General features: G+C 44.1%; 12 protein-coding genes. 2 read left to right on the plus strand and 10 right to left on the minus strand.

Annotation, left to right across the window (positions count from 1 at the left end):
* The first annotated feature begins 96 nt into the window (after positions 1–96).
* Positions 97–642: a GyrI-like domain-containing protein gene (locus LEP1GSC058_RS16530; protein WP_016550326.1), complete on the plus strand. Its 546-nt coding sequence runs from the start codon at positions 97–99 to the stop codon at positions 640–642.
* A gap of 141 nt (positions 643–783) precedes the next feature.
* Here LEP1GSC058_RS16530 and prfB read toward each other — a convergent pair whose 3' ends face one another.
* The 10 genes from prfB to LEP1GSC058_RS16580 form a co-directional block, all read right to left on the minus strand.
* Positions 784–1,887: a peptide chain release factor 2 gene (gene prfB / locus LEP1GSC058_RS16535; RefSeq protein WP_016550704.1), complete on the minus strand. Its 1,104-nt coding sequence runs from the start codon at positions 1,885–1,887 to the stop codon at positions 784–786.
* 66 nt (positions 1,888–1,953) lie between these two features.
* The gene (locus LEP1GSC058_RS16540) at positions 1,954–2,799 is read right to left on the minus strand and encodes a hypothetical protein (RefSeq protein WP_016550332.1); all 846 of its coding nucleotides are present in this window, start codon (positions 2,797–2,799) and stop codon (positions 1,954–1,956) included.
* A 3-nt stretch (positions 2,800–2,802) separates the two neighbouring features.
* Positions 2,803–4,074, minus strand: coding sequence for a phosphoribosylamine--glycine ligase (purD, locus tag LEP1GSC058_RS16545; RefSeq protein WP_016550873.1), 1,272 nt, complete (start codon positions 4,072–4,074; stop codon positions 2,803–2,805).
* Between the two features lie 169 nt (positions 4,075–4,243).
* Positions 4,244–6,892, minus strand: coding sequence for a valine--tRNA ligase (locus LEP1GSC058_RS16550; protein WP_016549531.1), 2,649 nt, complete (start codon positions 6,890–6,892; stop codon positions 4,244–4,246).
* Positions 6,893–7,179: 287 nt separating this feature from the next.
* The gene (locus LEP1GSC058_RS16555; RefSeq protein ID WP_016550243.1) at positions 7,180–7,584 is read right to left on the minus strand and encodes an iron chaperone; all 405 of its coding nucleotides are present in this window, start codon (positions 7,582–7,584) and stop codon (positions 7,180–7,182) included.
* Positions 7,585–7,619: 35 nt separating this feature from the next.
* Positions 7,620–8,360 carry a TetR/AcrR family transcriptional regulator gene (locus tag LEP1GSC058_RS16560; protein WP_016549791.1) on the minus strand — a complete coding sequence of 247 codons (741 nt, stop codon included), beginning with the start codon at positions 8,358–8,360 and terminating at the stop codon, positions 7,620–7,622.
* A gap of 653 nt (positions 8,361–9,013) precedes the next feature.
* Positions 9,014–10,633, minus strand: a complete 1,620-nt coding sequence (locus tag LEP1GSC058_RS16565; protein WP_016549402.1) for a cytidylyltransferase domain-containing protein — start codon at positions 10,631–10,633, stop codon at positions 9,014–9,016.
* Positions 10,608–12,170 carry a spiro-SPASM protein gene (locus LEP1GSC058_RS16570; protein WP_016550329.1) on the minus strand — a complete coding sequence of 521 codons (1,563 nt, stop codon included), beginning with the start codon at positions 12,168–12,170 and terminating at the stop codon, positions 10,608–10,610. Before LEP1GSC058_RS16570 ends, LEP1GSC058_RS16565 begins: the two co-directional genes overlap by 26 nt.
* Positions 12,171–12,207: 37 nt before the next feature.
* Positions 12,208–13,206: a putative peptidyl-prolyl cis-trans isomerase gene (locus tag LEP1GSC058_RS16575; protein WP_232224736.1), complete on the minus strand. Its 999-nt coding sequence runs from the start codon at positions 13,204–13,206 to the stop codon at positions 12,208–12,210.
* Between the two features lie 96 nt (positions 13,207–13,302).
* Positions 13,303–14,526: an aspartate kinase gene (locus LEP1GSC058_RS16580; protein ID WP_016550637.1), complete on the minus strand. Its 1,224-nt coding sequence runs from the start codon at positions 14,524–14,526 to the stop codon at positions 13,303–13,305.
* Positions 14,527–14,666: 140 nt separating this feature from the next.
* Here LEP1GSC058_RS16580 and LEP1GSC058_RS16585 point away from each other — a divergent pair, with 140 nt between their 5' ends.
* Positions 14,667–16,535 (plus strand): sodium:solute symporter family protein, encoded by a 1,869-nt coding sequence (locus tag LEP1GSC058_RS16585; protein WP_051133808.1) that lies wholly within the window; start codon positions 14,667–14,669, stop codon positions 16,533–16,535.
* The last annotated feature ends 4 nt before the right edge of the window (positions 16,536–16,539 follow it).

The raw sequence follows: 16,539 nt of genomic DNA on the forward strand, positions 1-16,539 counted from the left end.
GAGAATGTGTTTCGGAACCCCGAGTCGTTGAAAGGCATCTTATTGCCGACCTAGGATTCCGATCGTTCGCATAAATGTAGTTCGTTTGAGGTTTCTATGAAAATCGGTTTATCTATCGCAGGGGTTATACTTCTCCTATTAATTGCGTTTCTCGGGTATTTAGGCGCCTTTAATACCGTTGAAGTCAAGGAAGAAGTTCAGGGTCCTTTCTATGTGGTCTCTCATCAGCAAACCGGTGAATATCGAAAGGTCGGGGAGACGTTTCAAATTCTTATGAAAGAGCTTCCTGCAAGCGGAGTAAAAGACTATAGGATGTTTGCAATTTATTTGGATAACCCGAACAAGGTGCCGAAGGAACAACTTAGATCGGAAGTTGGGGCGCTATTTTCGGAGCCGCTAAAAGCTAAACCTCAAGGGATTTCGCTAACGTTGGAAGAACGCACAATCCCGGTGCGTAAATACTTAGTCGTAGATTTTCCGTTTAAAAACTTTTTCTCCATATTTCTCGGAATATACAAGATATATCCGAAACTTTTCGAGGCTTGCGAAAAGCGGGGATGCGATTTAAAAAGTCGCTATCTAATGGAAATCTATGAACCGGTTCTGAGTAAGAATGCGAAGTACTTATTGCCGATCGATTAAAGAATATATTTATTAGAGCGAGAATCCGATTGTTTTACGAAAAGATTCTCGCCTTTCGATTTGTTCGATGGATGCATGTTCGGTAGTAAAATTGACTTCGACCTTTGTATTGATCGAAACTTCCGCGTAACAGCACTGCGATCAGAGAGTTTTTAAATAAGCCATGATAAACGGTTCTATATCGCCGTCCATAACCGCCTGAACGTTTCCGGTTTCATAATCCGTCCGATGATCTTTAACCATATTGTACGGATGGAATACGTAGGAACGGATTTGATTCCCCCAGGCGATATCTTTCTTCTCACCGGATTTCTTCTGCAAATCCTCTTTTAATCGCTCTTGTTCCATTTCGTATAAACGAGCTTTGAGCATTTTCATCGCGGTGTCTCGGTTTTTAATTTGCGAGCGTTCATTTTGACAGGCAACGACGATCCCTGTCGGAATATGCGTCATCCGGACTGCAGAGTCGGTCGTATTGACGTGCTGCCCTCCGGCTCCGGAGGAACGGTATACGTCGATTCTCAGATCTTTATCTTCGATTTTTATATCGATATCGTCGTCTAACTCCGGACTGACGTGGACCGACACGAAAGACGTATGTCGTCTCTTGTTTGCGTCAAAGGGAGAAATTCTCACGAGTCTATGGACTCCGTTTTCACATTTCAAAAAGCCGTAAGCGAAATCTCCGATCACATGGATCGTCGCATTCTTGATACCGGCGCCTTCACCTTCTTGAAAATCAACGACACTATACTGATAGCCTTTCTTATCGAAGTATTTTAGATACATTCGAAAAAGCATTTCCGCCCAATCCTGGCTCTCCGTGCCGCCTGCACCGGGATGGATATTCAGGAATGCGGGTTTCATATCCTCCGGTTCGTTCAGAGCCCCTAGGAGTTCCAATCTTTCAAATTCATCTTTCAGACGGGAATATTCGGAGCTAAGCTCGTCGACCCCGTCTTCCCCTTTTTCTTCGAAGGTCAATTCCACCAAATCGGGAAAATCATTGATGTCTTGGCGTATCGCAATCCAAGGCGCAAGCTTTCGTTCCAATTCGGTTTTTCTTTGGCTGATGGATTTTGCCTGATCCGGGTTATCCCAAAATGAGGGATCGGATATTCTGTCGTTAAAGGATTTTAATTGGTCTTGATCCTTATCCAGATTCAAGAGTTTCCATCGATTCAGGAAATTTTCCTGCAATTCTTTAGAAAGACGTTTGAGTTCCTTGGCGTTCTTTACTTCCATACGGATCGATTTTTTACTGCTTTATAGTTTAGATGTGGGAAAAAGAGGGAAGGAAAAGATAGCTCTTCAACGGAAAAGAAAGTCTTCGCGTTCTTCCCGTTCTACTTCCCAACTAAATACGGTGTCCCGTAGTTGCGGAGTATTACCTTCCACAGTCGAGACGAGATCAAACTCCTCTCTTCTACCAAATTCCTCCGGGGTGCGTTTTAGGACAAGTTTTCCGGAGCGAATTAAATCTAAAACATGCAATAGGAAAGGATCTCTTTCAACCCGTTGGAGTTCCTTCATCGCAGTATAGAACGGAGTAATTCCTTTATAAAACCAGTCGGCGACTTCATTTTTTCCCGGAGCCCATAACTGGTCGATCCGAATGACTTCTTCCTGGACTAGACTCTTTCCTTGAAAGGGTTTTTGCAGATGTCGGCATTGAAAATAAAGCTCGTGATTGATTTCTCTCGGAAACGTTTTCCCGTATCCCGCTCCGATCCATTCAATCCAAGCTTTCTTTTCCTTAGAAGGCAGGGGAGGGATCAGTGCAAACAGGTAATTTTGATTTCGAAACACTCTAGAATGAGCGAGAAAATCCAAGACTTCGTAAGGAACCATAAAATGTCCCTTTTGCCATTCTAAAACGACGGGGATATTATCGACGTCAAGATATTCCTGAGGAGTCTCCCCTTGAACGACGTCTCCGAACTGAGTGAGGATATAGATAAAGGACAGCAATTCTTTCCTGCTCATTCTTCGGATTAAGTTTTCCGAATCTAGTTTCGAACGTAAGGAATTTCGAATTAAATTGTATTGTTCGATCGGATATTGATGCGGGGATAAGATGACCCCCAGGTGCTTCTCTAACTTACGAAGGCTGGCCTGATCGATTAAATCTATATTTCCAGATACGAGAAACGGCATAGTCTATAATGCTTTATGAGCAATATCCTTTCGGTAAAAGGTTTTGGGCGCGGCGAGTTTGCTTAAATAAGAATAAGCTTTTTCCACAGAATCTTTCAGATTCTTTCCTCGGGCCGAAACTCCTAAAATTCTTCCACCCGTGGAGATTATGTTTCCATCCTTTTTTGAAGTTCCCGCATGAAAAACGACGATATCTTTGCTACCTGTTTCGGGGAGATTCAAAGGAATATTCTTTGCATAAGATTCGGGATAGCCGTCTGCGGCCAAAACGACCACGGTAGATGCACCCGGTAGGATGCCTGTTTGCACGCCGGAAAGGTTTCCTTTGGCGCTTGCTATGAAAATCTCCAATAGATCACCGTCAAGCATCGGAAGCACGCATTGCGTTTCCGGATCGCCGAAGCGACAATTAAATTCGACTACCTTCGGTTCTCCTTGTGGAGTGATCATTAATCCAGCGTATAGCAATCCTTTATAAGGATGACCTTTTTTTCGGAATACTTCAAACATCGGGTCGAAAACGGTAGCATTAATTTTTTTTAATGTATCAGAAGTGGCGATAGGCGTAGGACAGTAAGCGCCCATTCCTCCGGTGTTCGGACCTTTATCACCGTCATAGGCGCGCTTATGATCCTGAGCGGCAGGTAACGTAAAATATCGGACACCGTCACTGATCGCAAAGATGGAAGCTTCTTGACCTTCCATAAATTCTTCGATAACGACTTTACTTCCGCTCGCTCCGAATTTCTTGTCTAAAAAAATTTCTTTAAGTGCAATTTCGGTTTCTTCGATCCGGAAGCAAACGGTTACGCCTTTTCCGGCGGCAAGCCCGTCCGCCTTAATTACGATGGGAACTCCCTCTCTTCGGGTGTAATCTAACGCGGATTCAAAATCGGAAAATGATCCGTATTTCGCAGTCGGAACTCCGGCTTCTTTCATTAAAGATTTTGCAAATTCTTTGGATCCTTCCACTTGAGCGCAATAAGCGGACGGTCCGAAAGTCAGCACGTTTATTTCCTGAAGCCAATCGCAGATACCGTCCACCAAAGGATCCTCAGGTCCTACGACTACTAGGTCGTAACCTCCTTTTTTAACGAATTCTTGGACGGAGATTTTTTGCTTTAAGTCGAAAGAGTCTTTCGGGAGCAATTCCGCGTCGGGAAAGCCGCCGTTTCCCGGAAAAACGTGAAGGGATGTCAATTTCGAAGATTGCCTCAGTTTGTAGGCGATGGCGCTTTCCCTACCTCCGGAGCCGATTAAAAGAACACGAGACATAAAATAAAATACCGTTCCAGGATTTTTAAGATATCAATACCATAGCAAAAAACATTGCGGGGCAGGAAGTCCTTCATTTGAAATAAGCTGAATTAGGAAAAGCCAGTCGAACCCTATTTCCGTGCGGATCGGTTTAAGGACCCCATGCGAAATCGATTCTCTTATTTATTCAAGAAAGCTTTTGAATTCCCTTTCGTATAATTTCTACTTTTTCCTTTAAAAGCCTGAGCTTTTCTTTTTCCTTTTCGATAACATCGGGGTTTGCTTTGGCAAGAAAGTTCGCATTTTCGAGCTTAGTTGAGAGTTTCTCTTCTTCTTGCGCGATTTTTTGGAGTTCTTTTTCCAATCTCGCCTTTTCTTTTTCGAAGTCGATCATTCCTGCTAAAGGAAGAATCACTTCGCCGAATCGGAACGCACCGACTGAATCCGTTTTTTCGATCGGGTAAGCCCCGTCTACGCGAATGTTTTCCAGTCGAGCAAGTTGTAAAATCGAAACTTCGAAATCTTTAACGGAAGAGGCGACTAACGGATTAGCCGATTTTAATATGGCTTGGCATTTTTTGTCCAACGGAACCCCGTTTTCCGTCCTTTGAATTCGGACTTGCTTAACGGCTTCCTGCATAATATTCGTCTTAACGACTCCCTCGTCATCTGCGGAAACGGAATATTCGGTCGGGAAAGGGGTTCCAATTAGGAATTCCCCTTCTCCCAATACTTCGTGGAGTTCTTCGGTTAAGAAAGGCATAAAAGGATGCAATAATCCTAATGCTTGAACGAGGATATCCACTAATACTTGCTTAGCTACTTCCTGCGATTCCGGCCCTAATTTACCGTAAATTCTGGGTTTTACAAGTTCGATATACCAATCGCAAAAATCGCCCCAAACAAATTCGTAAATTTCCGAAGCCATTTCAAAGAAAAGAAATTTGGAATAAGCCCGTTCGTAATTGGCAAGAGTTTCGTTGAATTTGTGAAGAATCCATTTATCCATGGGTTCCAATTCGGAGGCGTAAGAAGTTTCTAATTCCTTCTTTTGAAACGCTTCTTCCAAGTTCATCAGGATAAATCGGCTCGAATTCCAGATTTTATTACAGAAGGAGCGATAGCCGTCCAATCGACTTTCATCAAAGAGAACGTCTTTTGCTTCGGGCAATGTCGCGGCTAAAAAGAAACGGAACGAATCGGTTCCGTACTTATTCATCATGTCGAGAGGATCGATTACGTTTCCGATCGATTTGGAAAATTTCTTTCCTTCCTTATCTCGGACGAGTCCGTGAATGATTACTTTTGCAAAAGGGGCTTTACCCGTGAATTTTTTCCCCATCATAATCATTCTGGCTACCCAAAAGAATATGATGTCGAATCCGGTTACGAGAACCTGAGTAGGATAAAATTTTTCGAAGTCGGGAGTGAGTTCCGGCCAACCCAAAGTCGAAAACGGCCAGAGTTGGGAGGAAAACCAGGTATCTAATACGTCGGGATCTTGTTCTACATCTCCGGAATTGCAGTTTGGGCAGACTTCCACTTTTGATTCGGAGACTTCGGTATGCTTACAGTTTTTGCAATGGTAAGCCGGAATCCTATGTCCCCACCAAAGTTGTCTTGAAACGCACCAGTCGCGGATATTGTTCATCCATTCGAAAAAAGTCTTTTCCCAAAGTTTGGGAACAAATTCGGTTTCACCTGAGCGAACGGCCTCGATGGCCAGATCCGCAATCGATCTCATTTTGCAAAACCATTGCAAGGAGAGATATGGTTCGATAATTTCTCCGCCTCTGGAGTTGTGTCCGACGGAATGAATATGATCTTCGATCTTCTCGACTAATCCTGACCCTTCCAGATCTGCGACTATCTTTCTTCTCGCGATAAAGCGATCGAGTCCGGCGTATTTTCCCGCGTGTTCGTTTAAAGTCGCATTCGGGTTCATTACGATCAACGGTTTGAGACCGAGACGTTGCCCGGCTTCGAAGTCGTTCGGATCGTGCGCAGGAGTGATTTTCACCAAGCCCGAACCGAAGTCCTTATCAACGAAACTATCAAACACGATCGGGATCGTACGATCCGTGAGTGGGAGCTCCACCATAGCTCCTTTTAAATTTTTATAACGTTCGTCATCGGGATGCGCGGCTACCGCGACATCTCCGAACATGGTTTCTGGTCTGGTCGTGGCGACGACGATGTATTTTCCCGGTTGTCCCGCGATCGGATATCGAAGATGGTATAATTTCCCTTTTGTTTCCTTATATTCGACTTCTAAATCGGAAATTGCCGTTAGAGTTTTAGGGCACCAGTTGATGATGCGTTCCCCTCGATAAATCAAACCTTCGTCGTACAGGGATTTGAAAACTTTGACGACCGCCTTGGATAAGCCTTCGTCCATTGTGAATCTTTGGCGAGACCAATCAACGGATTCTCCCAAGAGTCTCTGTTGATTTCGGATCATTCCCCCCGAATGCTCTTTCCATTCCCAAACTTTTTTTTCGAATTCTTCCCGGGTAAAATCGGTACGTTTCTTTCCGTCCTTCGCTAATTCACGTTCGACGACGACTTGGGTTGCAATTCCGGCATGATCCATTCCGGGAATCCAGAGCGCAGATTTTCCTTTTTTCCGTTCGATTCGAATGATAATATCTTGGATCGTATGGTTGAGCGCGTGCCCAATATGGAGGCTCCCTGTTACGTTCGGAGGAGGTAGCGCGATCGTAAAGGAAGGAGATGCTGATTGGTTTGGCTGGAAGCTTTTACGTTCTTCCCAAAGGGAAATCCATTTTGGCTCGACGCTCGTGGGTTCGTAACGATCGCTTATCTGCTTCTTCATGGCCTTCGTTCGGATAGATTTTTCCGAGGAAGGGAGAGGTCAAGTGAATAGAAACCATTCGATTCGAACTCGTAAATTCCTCCGTAATTATGTCACATATTTCTTTATAGAAGCTGGAGCTGCAATATGGAAACACTGTTTTCGGAATTGATCCGATTCGATCCTCCTTCGGGCCGAATTCTCTTCGTTCACTCACCATGCAGACGGTTGAATGGAATACGACCTTGAAGATGATCGAACACCTTCGAAGGTCGTATTTAATTTTTGGGTTTGAGGAACAATCGATATCAGTTTCGCTTCGATTTATCCGCAAGAGCCTTCTTAATTAAAGTTTTCAGATATACCATCGGGACCTTGTCTTTATCCTTTAAGTTGATGCAGGTTTTTCCGCTGGCGATGCTGCCGGCTTTCGCACGAAAGGCTCGAATAAAAGATTCTTCCGGAAAGTAAATGGAAAGATAGTTTTTCTGGTTCGCAAAAGAAATACTTTTTCCGTTTCTTTCAAAGGTCGGCATCTTGTATTTTAAACTTTCTCGAAGATCGGGATATTCGGCTCGCATAAAATCGAGTAATTCTTGCATTCTACTTTTCCGAATTTCGGACGATCGCTTAATATAATCTTCAATTCCGGAATCGATCGGAGTTTCCCAATCGATTCTTGGGAGTGTGGGAACAAGAGCATAGAGTAGCATATTCTATCCTCGGCAATCGAATTGCCGTTGGCACGTTAACTGGCATTTGCAACTAGTGGAGCGGGTTCCGAGAAACTTTCAGCCATCGGTTCGGGTTTTCTGAATAATCTAGATAACTCCGTCCATTCGTTTCGATCGAAATAATCCAATCCGCCTTCCGGACATCCGAGCAATTCTTCGATCGTTTTATGATACGAAAGCATTAGCTCGTAGATTTCATCGTCGCTCTCTTTGCTCTTTCCTAAAAGGAAGAAAGCGACTCTTTCTCCTAATGCATCAGAAAGATCGAAGATGATGGAAGTTAAATGATCCGCTCTTAATTTGCTTTGTAGAGAACCGTCTTGTTGGCCTTCTAACGTTAAAGATACGAAAAGCGGAAAACTAAGGTCGACCGATTTTCTATGAATCTTATCCCTCAATTGAAGATTGCCTGCCGAAAAGAGAGATTCTAATAAGAAGCGAATTTCTTCCGCTTTTCCTTTCTTCCAATTATGAGTAACGATCAACGCTCTTCGAATTTTATCCAAACCGGTTCCCTCGTTTCCAAGGTCGCCGATCTCGGCTTGCATAGTGGAATGAGCTTCTTGAGCAAACTTCACGGCAATCTCTTCCAACAATTCTTCCTTTGATTGAAAGTGATGATAAAATGTACCCTTCGCGATATCAAGCGCGGAGAGAATATCCTGAATCGATGTTGTTTCGTATCCTTTTGCGAAGAATAGTTTTCTGGATTCGTTAAGAATTCTTTCTCTTGTGGAAACTTTAGGTGGAATCATGAGAGTTCTCCATTCAAACCGACCGTCGGTATGGACCGACGGTCGGTTTGAATGTGCCCTTTCGACAAGTTTTGGTCAAACTCTTTTCTAAAGTGCACGTAAAAAAAGTACATAGGAAACAAACGTAAGATATATTGTTTCCTGCCTTTCTGTCTGGAATTGGACTGACGGTCGGTTTAAAATCATTCAAAATCCAATAGGGAAGGTGAAACAAATATTTTTCCACCTATCCATAAGTTGGCGATAAGTCGATTCGACTAACTACCGTTAGCTGTAATGGTTTATAATAATTTTCTAAATGAATGATGTAAATCGAAGACAGTCTGACAAAGTCCTATTAGTCGGTCAACTATCCTCAGATTTAATTTCACGGATTCCTTCCAGTATGCAGTTATATTAATGTAAGAAATGTTTCAAAGAAAGAAGCGAGATTATTTTCATGAAGCTTTCGAGGATCTTATTCTAAAATGCACCCGCATCGTTTTTATTTTGTCGTTTTCAGGATTCGGATATTTTAAGAGATCGAATAAATGAATTTCGTTTTAGCGAGTTGAAACGGCGTATTAACGCAAATGCGCTGTCGTTTTCGGAAAAATGAATTAATAATCTATCTTTTGAATAAAAATTCAGGTTTGAAATAGTGCCTAAATTGATCACTTTTCGGAATGAAAAATAAAATCAATATATTCTAATATATTTTCATATCCTTTTTCTCCCGGCGTTTTTGTTCCGATGGAAAATTCTAGGGAATCCTTGTTTTTATAATAAGGAATTCCGACGTCTTCCTCCATTATGGACGAAAGCGTCTCATGGATGGGGGATATCCCGAACGTGGCGGAAGGAATTCCGAGATACAAGGCTTCGAATAGACTCTGTCCGAAATATCCAAAGAATCGTTTTGATCCCCTAATAGCCGTTAAATAATCGTTCGCGGACAGTCGGTCGACATATTCGATTCTCGGGTTCTTTGCGGCAGGAGGAGTTCCGCCAACTCGCAGGATATTTCCGGATTCGGATTGCCGAACTAGAATTTCATCCAAATCGTCGCATTTTTTCTTTTCGATTGCACCAGCGTAACAAAAGAATTCATATTGTTTCACTTCATCTTCATTCGGCCTAAGGGATTGGCTCGTGAGCGATGGGGGGAGCAGGATATGATTCCAGTCAAAGTCTCCGCGATTGAGAGGGTGGGGTAGTAAATCGAAGTGCGGATGAATTTTCCGTTCGATTCCGAAATGGTCCAGAAGCAATAGTTTCGTTTTCTTATATTCTATCGGAATGCTTATATCTCTGTAGTCGATTATCAATCCCTGGTATTCGTCGTCCTTCGGGAATTCGGAGACCAATACCGGTTCCCAATCCCGGTCCGGAAGCATCGAGTATAAAATATGCGATCTTGCTTCATGGCCGCTGCCGAATTCCTTCGAGGGGGCGATTAAGAGAGCGACTTTCCCTTTCGTGTTCCGGTTTAATGTGGGAAGAGAAAACTTTATCTGGGGAACATTCGCATTTCCCTGGAATAGCTTTGGAAAATTTGTTTCCCATCGGAGTAGATCTTCTACGCCGAAATCGGGAACATCGGTATTCGTATTCGGGATCGATTTTGCCGGCCCTTCTAAGATCGCCTCCATTGTTCGGAAATCTTCCATTGTATCGACTGTCAGACGGAAATGCGGAACCCTATCGCTGCCCTTCTCTCCAATCAACGAAGGGATTGAAGTAATTCGAAATTTTTCGGGATTCTCCTTAATATGCAGGCTAACGTGTTCTTTATGCCGCTCTTCCAATCCGCTTTCCGGTTCCCAGAGAAGAGCTTCCGTCCTAAATACCTCCCCTCCTGTTCCTAAAGGTAGTCCTCTGACGTAAGATAGATGCGAAGTTCCTTCTAAGAAGGATAATAAAAGCAAACTTAGATGCTTAACGTCGTAAAACGGATTGTCTCCTGTTAAGCGAAGGATGGCTTGGGCGTTGAATTTCGAGGCAGCAAGAATGTATCGAGCCCTTACGTCTTCCAACGGTCCTGGGAAGACCTGTCTTTTCCTTGAAGTGAGAAAGGTTTCCAACTCGGAGTCGCCTTCAGGAATCAAATAAACGATACGGGATTGCGGTAAAACCTTACCGAGCCGAAAATGAATGTGATCCAGTAAGATGTTTCCGGAACCTTTCGGAAGTTCCTTTAGTACTTTCCCGGGTAAGCGAGTCGAACTCGTTCTCGCCTGTATGAACGCATACAGTGAGCCCGGTTTTTTACGCGTTAAAAGTGTACCACTCATCGCAAGAAAGGCAAGGTGCAGGGATCTCTTCGTGCTTTCCGTTTGCGGAGAATGCAAAGAATGGGTGACCTTTTTTCCAAATATCAAGTAAGGTTTGCGAATTTAGATTTCCGAGAGTTCTAGACTTTGACCCGGGCTGCTGCTTGCATATTGCGACCGATCCGTCCGAATTTATATAGAGATCTCTTGCAAGATGCCAACAAAACTCTTTTTCCAGCGGTGTCAGATCTGCGGCTCTGCGTTCCGGTAATTTCCCCGCGTAAGAATTATACTTTTGAAGAATGATTCCGTAACCCGCTTTCTCGGTAGTCTCGTACCAGGAGTCGACTTCGGCATCGATCTCCTTTAATTTTAGGAATTGAAGATAAATGGAGGATTTCGGAAGAACTTGAGAAATATCTTCTAAGTTTCGAATGACCGCATCGAATCCATCGTGCCCGTATAAAGTCGAATACGTTTTTTTATTCCAGGTGCTTAAATTGACTATAAGACTGACTTTTGACAATTCCTCTTTCGTTCTATTCTCGAAACTTTGTTTCAATTTTCGAATATCGTCTACCAAGTCCGTTTCAATAAATAATTCTTTTAACGACGATGATTTTAGGACAATGTCTATGCATTCGGATAATTGAGGATGTAGTATGGGTTCCCCTAAACCGCCGAAGCAAACACTATATTCCGTTCCGAAACTCGATTGTTGCTGTTCGATCAGCGAATTCAAAAGGGCAGGTTCGATTCGGCTCTCCGTTCGATTCTCACTGAGTATACTCGCGGGATAAATCCGGGATTCCCGAAGTCTTCCTCCGAAAAGTTCCAATTCCAAATAACTTGGTCCGACTCGAAACGCTTCCGGATTAGAAAGCAAAAACGGTAAAATTTCCTCGTACTTCCAGTCGTTCTTTTTTGCCAGGAAAGAGTTTGCGAGTAAAACGGAACGAAGGTCGAGAAGAGAAAAATCCAAACGCCATTGTCTCAAGTCGGGTGAATGATAAAAAATTTCCGTATCGTAATGATTGATATTCTTCGCCAAGAAATCCTGAGTGCTTCCCGTAAAATTAGCGGGAAGACTTCGGACGAATTCCCGCGAAAGGATACGAGGAACGATGCCGATCGGAAGATTTTCAGAATAAGAATACTGTGCGAGGAAAGTATCGTGTCTCTCGGCGATCTCTAAACTGAGTTTCGTATCCAATAATGGAAAGATTCCGTCCAGAACGATAAAACTGGCTTCATCCCAGTCCGGATCTCCGGTTCTAGAGGATGGTAATCGATCGACGATTGTCGAAAAAAACCGAATCTCCGATTCCGACTCGAATATCGTAAATTCCGAGAAACCGAATTCATGAGCGAGATCATGCAAGGATAAATTCCCGTTAAACGATGTATTGGAATAGATTGGTAGCTTAGGAAACACCTGAGCCAGTTTGCTAAGTGTAGTTCTAAGATGCTCTGCGGTTTCTTGAGTCGCTCTCGCGGAGACGAATCGGGATTTCGACGGAGGAATATAAAATGCGATCGCTTGGGGAGGAAATTTCATATTTTTATTTCTGACTTAAGCTGCAAGGAAACGATAATCAATCGAGATGGATGGATTCTTTTTGGTCCGGAATCTTATTTTCCTTTTTATAAGCATCGTCGAAAATTTGAATTGGGACAGTGCTTCTTTGCTCTCGAACCCATTTTTGGAAATTTTCTTCCTCTTTTTCGCGAGCCAGAATATTCATAATTCCCGCCTTGATCGTGTCGAAGGGAGTGGTTCTCTTCCCTTCCACTTTAAGGATGCAGTAGCGTTTGTACTCGTCACGAAACACCTCGGAAATGCTGCCCGCTTGGAGCGGCGAAGCGGCGATTGCGGAAGATTTACTGATTTTATATAATTCGAATGAAGAGATCCAATCCACCAAACCTTTTCGACCACGCAGTTTGACGTCGCTATTTCTAGGAGATCCGGCGATTAGAGAAAATGAATTTGTGTCGGATTGTAACGTTTTACGAAGTTCAGTGGCTTCCTTATAAATTCGAGCTTCCTCGGCGATGCTGTCGTTATTGGGTGCGATCGCTATCAATCTATACTGAATTTCGAAACCGACCTTCTCCTTATTTTGAGCGTACCAATTTCGCACATCCTTTTCCGCCGGAGGAGGCATAGGAACCTTATATTGGAGTAACTGACCGCGTTTAATTTGATAAGGAAGTTCGGTGATCCAGAGATCGTAGGACATTCCGGAGCTAGCTTCGATGGCTCGTTCGAACTGCTTTCGAGACGTAATCCCCATCAATTCCATTCTTTTGTCGATTTCTCCTTCCAATCTTTTTTGGTTCACTTGAATGGATTCTTCATCGGCAATTGCATCGACGATCGCTCTATCGATAAGAAAATCGATTACACGAGTCCTTTGGGACTTACGCATATCTTCATTTTTAAGAAATCGGGAAAGTTTTAAGTATTTGTCCAATGCGTCGTCATAGTCCAATTCCGAAATCGATTGGCTGCCGATCGTCGCGATGATTCGATTGATGGATTCTGCCGATTCCGAGGAATTCGGAGCCCAAAAAAGAGAAACGGCTATCAGAGTCGAGGCTACTAGGCGACGACGGTTCCGAGGAGACGTAAAAAATGGACCAAAAGTATGGGGCACAAGAAGAAATTCCCGCCTAGTGCCGAACGTTCAACCGTTTTTCGATAGTCCGAAGGTGTCGTGAATCTTGTTTACCGCGATTTCTGCCTTATCCTTAGGAATGACGCAGGAAATCTTAATTTCCGACGTGGAAATCATTTCGATATTTACGCCGGTGTCGGCCAATGCTTGAAACATTTGTGCGGCAACTCCTACGTGGGATTTCATTCCGATCCCGACTGCGGATACGATGGAGATATTTTCGTTAATTTCGGGCTTAGCGGTTCCGTGCGAATTTGCAAAGGACTCCAGAATCGGTAGCGCCTCGACCAGATCTTTTTTAGGAACGGTAAAGGAAATAGTGTTTCGACCGTCATAAGGGGAAGATTGTACGATCACATCCACGAGAATGTCTTTACCGCTCAATTTACCGAATAGATCGGCCGCGAGACCCGGCTTATCGGGGACGTTCGCGAGAGTGATTCGGGCCTGATCGTTCTTTGCGGTAACCCCGCTGACTTTTAATTTTTCCATAATCTTGTCCTCGCTCACTACCAAAGTGCCCGGATTATCGTTAAAACTGGAACGAACATGAATGACGACGTCATAATTCATTCCAAGTTCCACGCTACGGGAATGTAAAACTCCCGCTCCAAGACTGGCAAGCTCGAGCATTTCTTCGTACGTGATTTGTACGTGCTTCGTTGCTTGCTTGACTACTCTTGGGTCGGCGGTATAGACCCCGTCTACATCGGTATAGATCTCGCATTCCTTCGCGCCTAATACGGCGGCAAGCGCGACTGCAGAAGTGTCCGAGCCGCCTCTTCCCAGAGTCGTGATATTTTCGTTTTTATCGATTCCTTGGAATCCCGCGACGATAACCACTCTACCTTCGGACAAAGCCGAATCGATTCTGGTTCTATCTATCGTTTCGATTTTGGCATTGGAGAAGTTCCCGTCCGTGATCATCTTTACTTGCGATCCGGTAAATGATTTAGCCGGGACTCCGATTTCCCAAAGAGCCATTGCCAGTAGAGAAATCGAAATCTGCTCTCCCGTAGATAAAAGCATATCCATTTCACGTCTGGGAGGATTCTTACTAATTTGTTCGGCTAAGTCGACGAGTTCATCCGTCGTATGTCCCATCGCGGAAACGACTACGACTACGTGATCGCCTCGATCATGATAACGTTTGATGCGTTTTGCAACGTTTAGAATTCTTTCCGGAGTTCCTACAGATGTGCCTCCGTATTTTTGGACGATGATGGTTGCCATAGCCTCGTGGCCATGTTTACGCGACTTCCGACGGGATCAAGAGAAATCGATTTCTAAGATCGAAAGAATCCTTGTTTTCCAAGCTTTCCCGCCGATCTTAAGGAAAAAGACTTCCCGACAAGGAAGGAAGGACGGCCGCCATTTTCTCGACTATCGACTGGATATTAATCGGCGTATATATTGCATTCGCTTTTGGAGCCGGAATTTTACTTTCTTCCAAAGCGGGAGAAAGTCTGAGTTCCTACTTCGTCGCGGATCGAAAACTTCCTTGGTGGTGGTTAGGTACTTCGATGGTTGCGACTACGTTTGCGGCGGACACTCCATTAGTAATCACGGGCGTCGTTGCCAAAGACGGAGTGAGCGGGAATTGGCTTTGGTGGAGTTGGGCTCTCGGTTATATGGCAATGACCGTATTCTTCGCTTCTCTCTGGAGGAGAGTTGAAGTTCTTACGGATATCGAAATCGTAGAGATTCGCTATTCGGGAATCGGCGCCGCGATTTTACGGGCTAGCAAGGCCTTCTTTTTAAGCATCTTAATTAATTCGATTATTTTGGGCTGGGTGTTTAAGGCAATGTCTAAAATCACTCGACCCTTTTTAGATTGGAACATTCTTCTTGGAGAGAATGCATATCGGATCATTGCGTCCGTTTGGCCCGGCTTTTTGGTTTTTGACGATTTGAATAATACTCTAACCGTCCTCCTTCTATTTTCCGTAGTCGTGTTTTACAGTAGCATGGGGGGAATTCAAGGCGTCATTCTTACCGATCTATTTCAATTTGCATTAGGGATTTGCGGTGCAGTCATTTTCGCTTTTTACGCGGTAAATTATGTAGGCGGGTTGGACGGCCTTTATTCCAAGTTGGAATTAACGTATCCCGGAAAATCCGAAGGGATGCTTTCTTTCTGGCCGTCTTTCGGAGAGGGCGAGAATCATTTACCGCTTACAATATTTCTAATATTCATCGGAGTGCAATGGTGGATCCAATACTACTCGGACGGATCCGGATACTTAGCACAACGTTTGCATACCGCGAAAACGCCTAAGGACGCAGAGTTGGGCTCTCTGTGGTTTAATATCGCGAATTTTATTCTAAGAACATGGCCTTGGGTCCTGACGGGATTGGTTTGTCTTGTCGTTTTTCCTCTTGCCCAGGCGGATCTTCTTTTTCCCGAAGGAAGCATGGTTCAAAACGATCGAGAGATGGGCTATCCCGCATTGATGAAGATTATTCTTCCGTCCGGAATTTTAGGTCTAGTTTTCGTGAGTTTGATGGCGGCGTTCATGTCCACCGCCGATACGCATATCAATTGGGGAGCTAGCTATCTCGTAAACGATTTGTATCTTCGATTCTTAAAGCCGTCTGCGAATAACAAGGAAACGGTGAGAGCGAGCAGAATTGCGGTCGTACTGATGGCGGGCATTTCCATTTTGGTAGCGACGCAAATGGGATCCATCGAATCCGCATGGAAATTCTTTCTTGCAATGGCATCCGGACTTGGGCTCCCGCAAATTCTAAGATGGATTTGGTGGAGAGCAAACGCTTGGACTGAATTATCGGGTATGTCGACTGCGCTAGGCCTTTCCTTGGTTTTATATCCCATTTTTCCCGAAGTGCGATCCGAATATTTATTGTTCTGGACCTCGATCGGAAGTGTCGTCGTTTCCATTACGGTCACGCTTCTAACGGCTCCGATCGGAGACGATACCTTAAACAAGTTTGTAATGAGAACGCAACCGTTCGGCTTTTGGGGAAAATGGGGCGGTCGGGAAGTTCGGAAGGAATTTTATTCCCGTTGTTGGATCTGGATTTTGGCCAGTCTTTCTCTCTACGCGGCGTTATTCGGCACAGGTTATCTTCTCAAAAAAGAACTTATGCAGACCGCAATATATCTAGGCGTATCATTCGCTTCCGGGATCGGCGCCTATAGGCTTTGGACGAATAAAACGAAACTTCAAACGATTCAAGCCCAAGGCATCGAAACAATGCAAAATAAATTAACCAACTGATCTA

Source organism: Leptospira fainei serovar Hurstbridge str. BUT 6, assembly GCF_000306235.2.
GTDB lineage: Bacteria > Spirochaetota > Leptospiria > Leptospirales > Leptospiraceae > Leptospira_B > Leptospira_B fainei.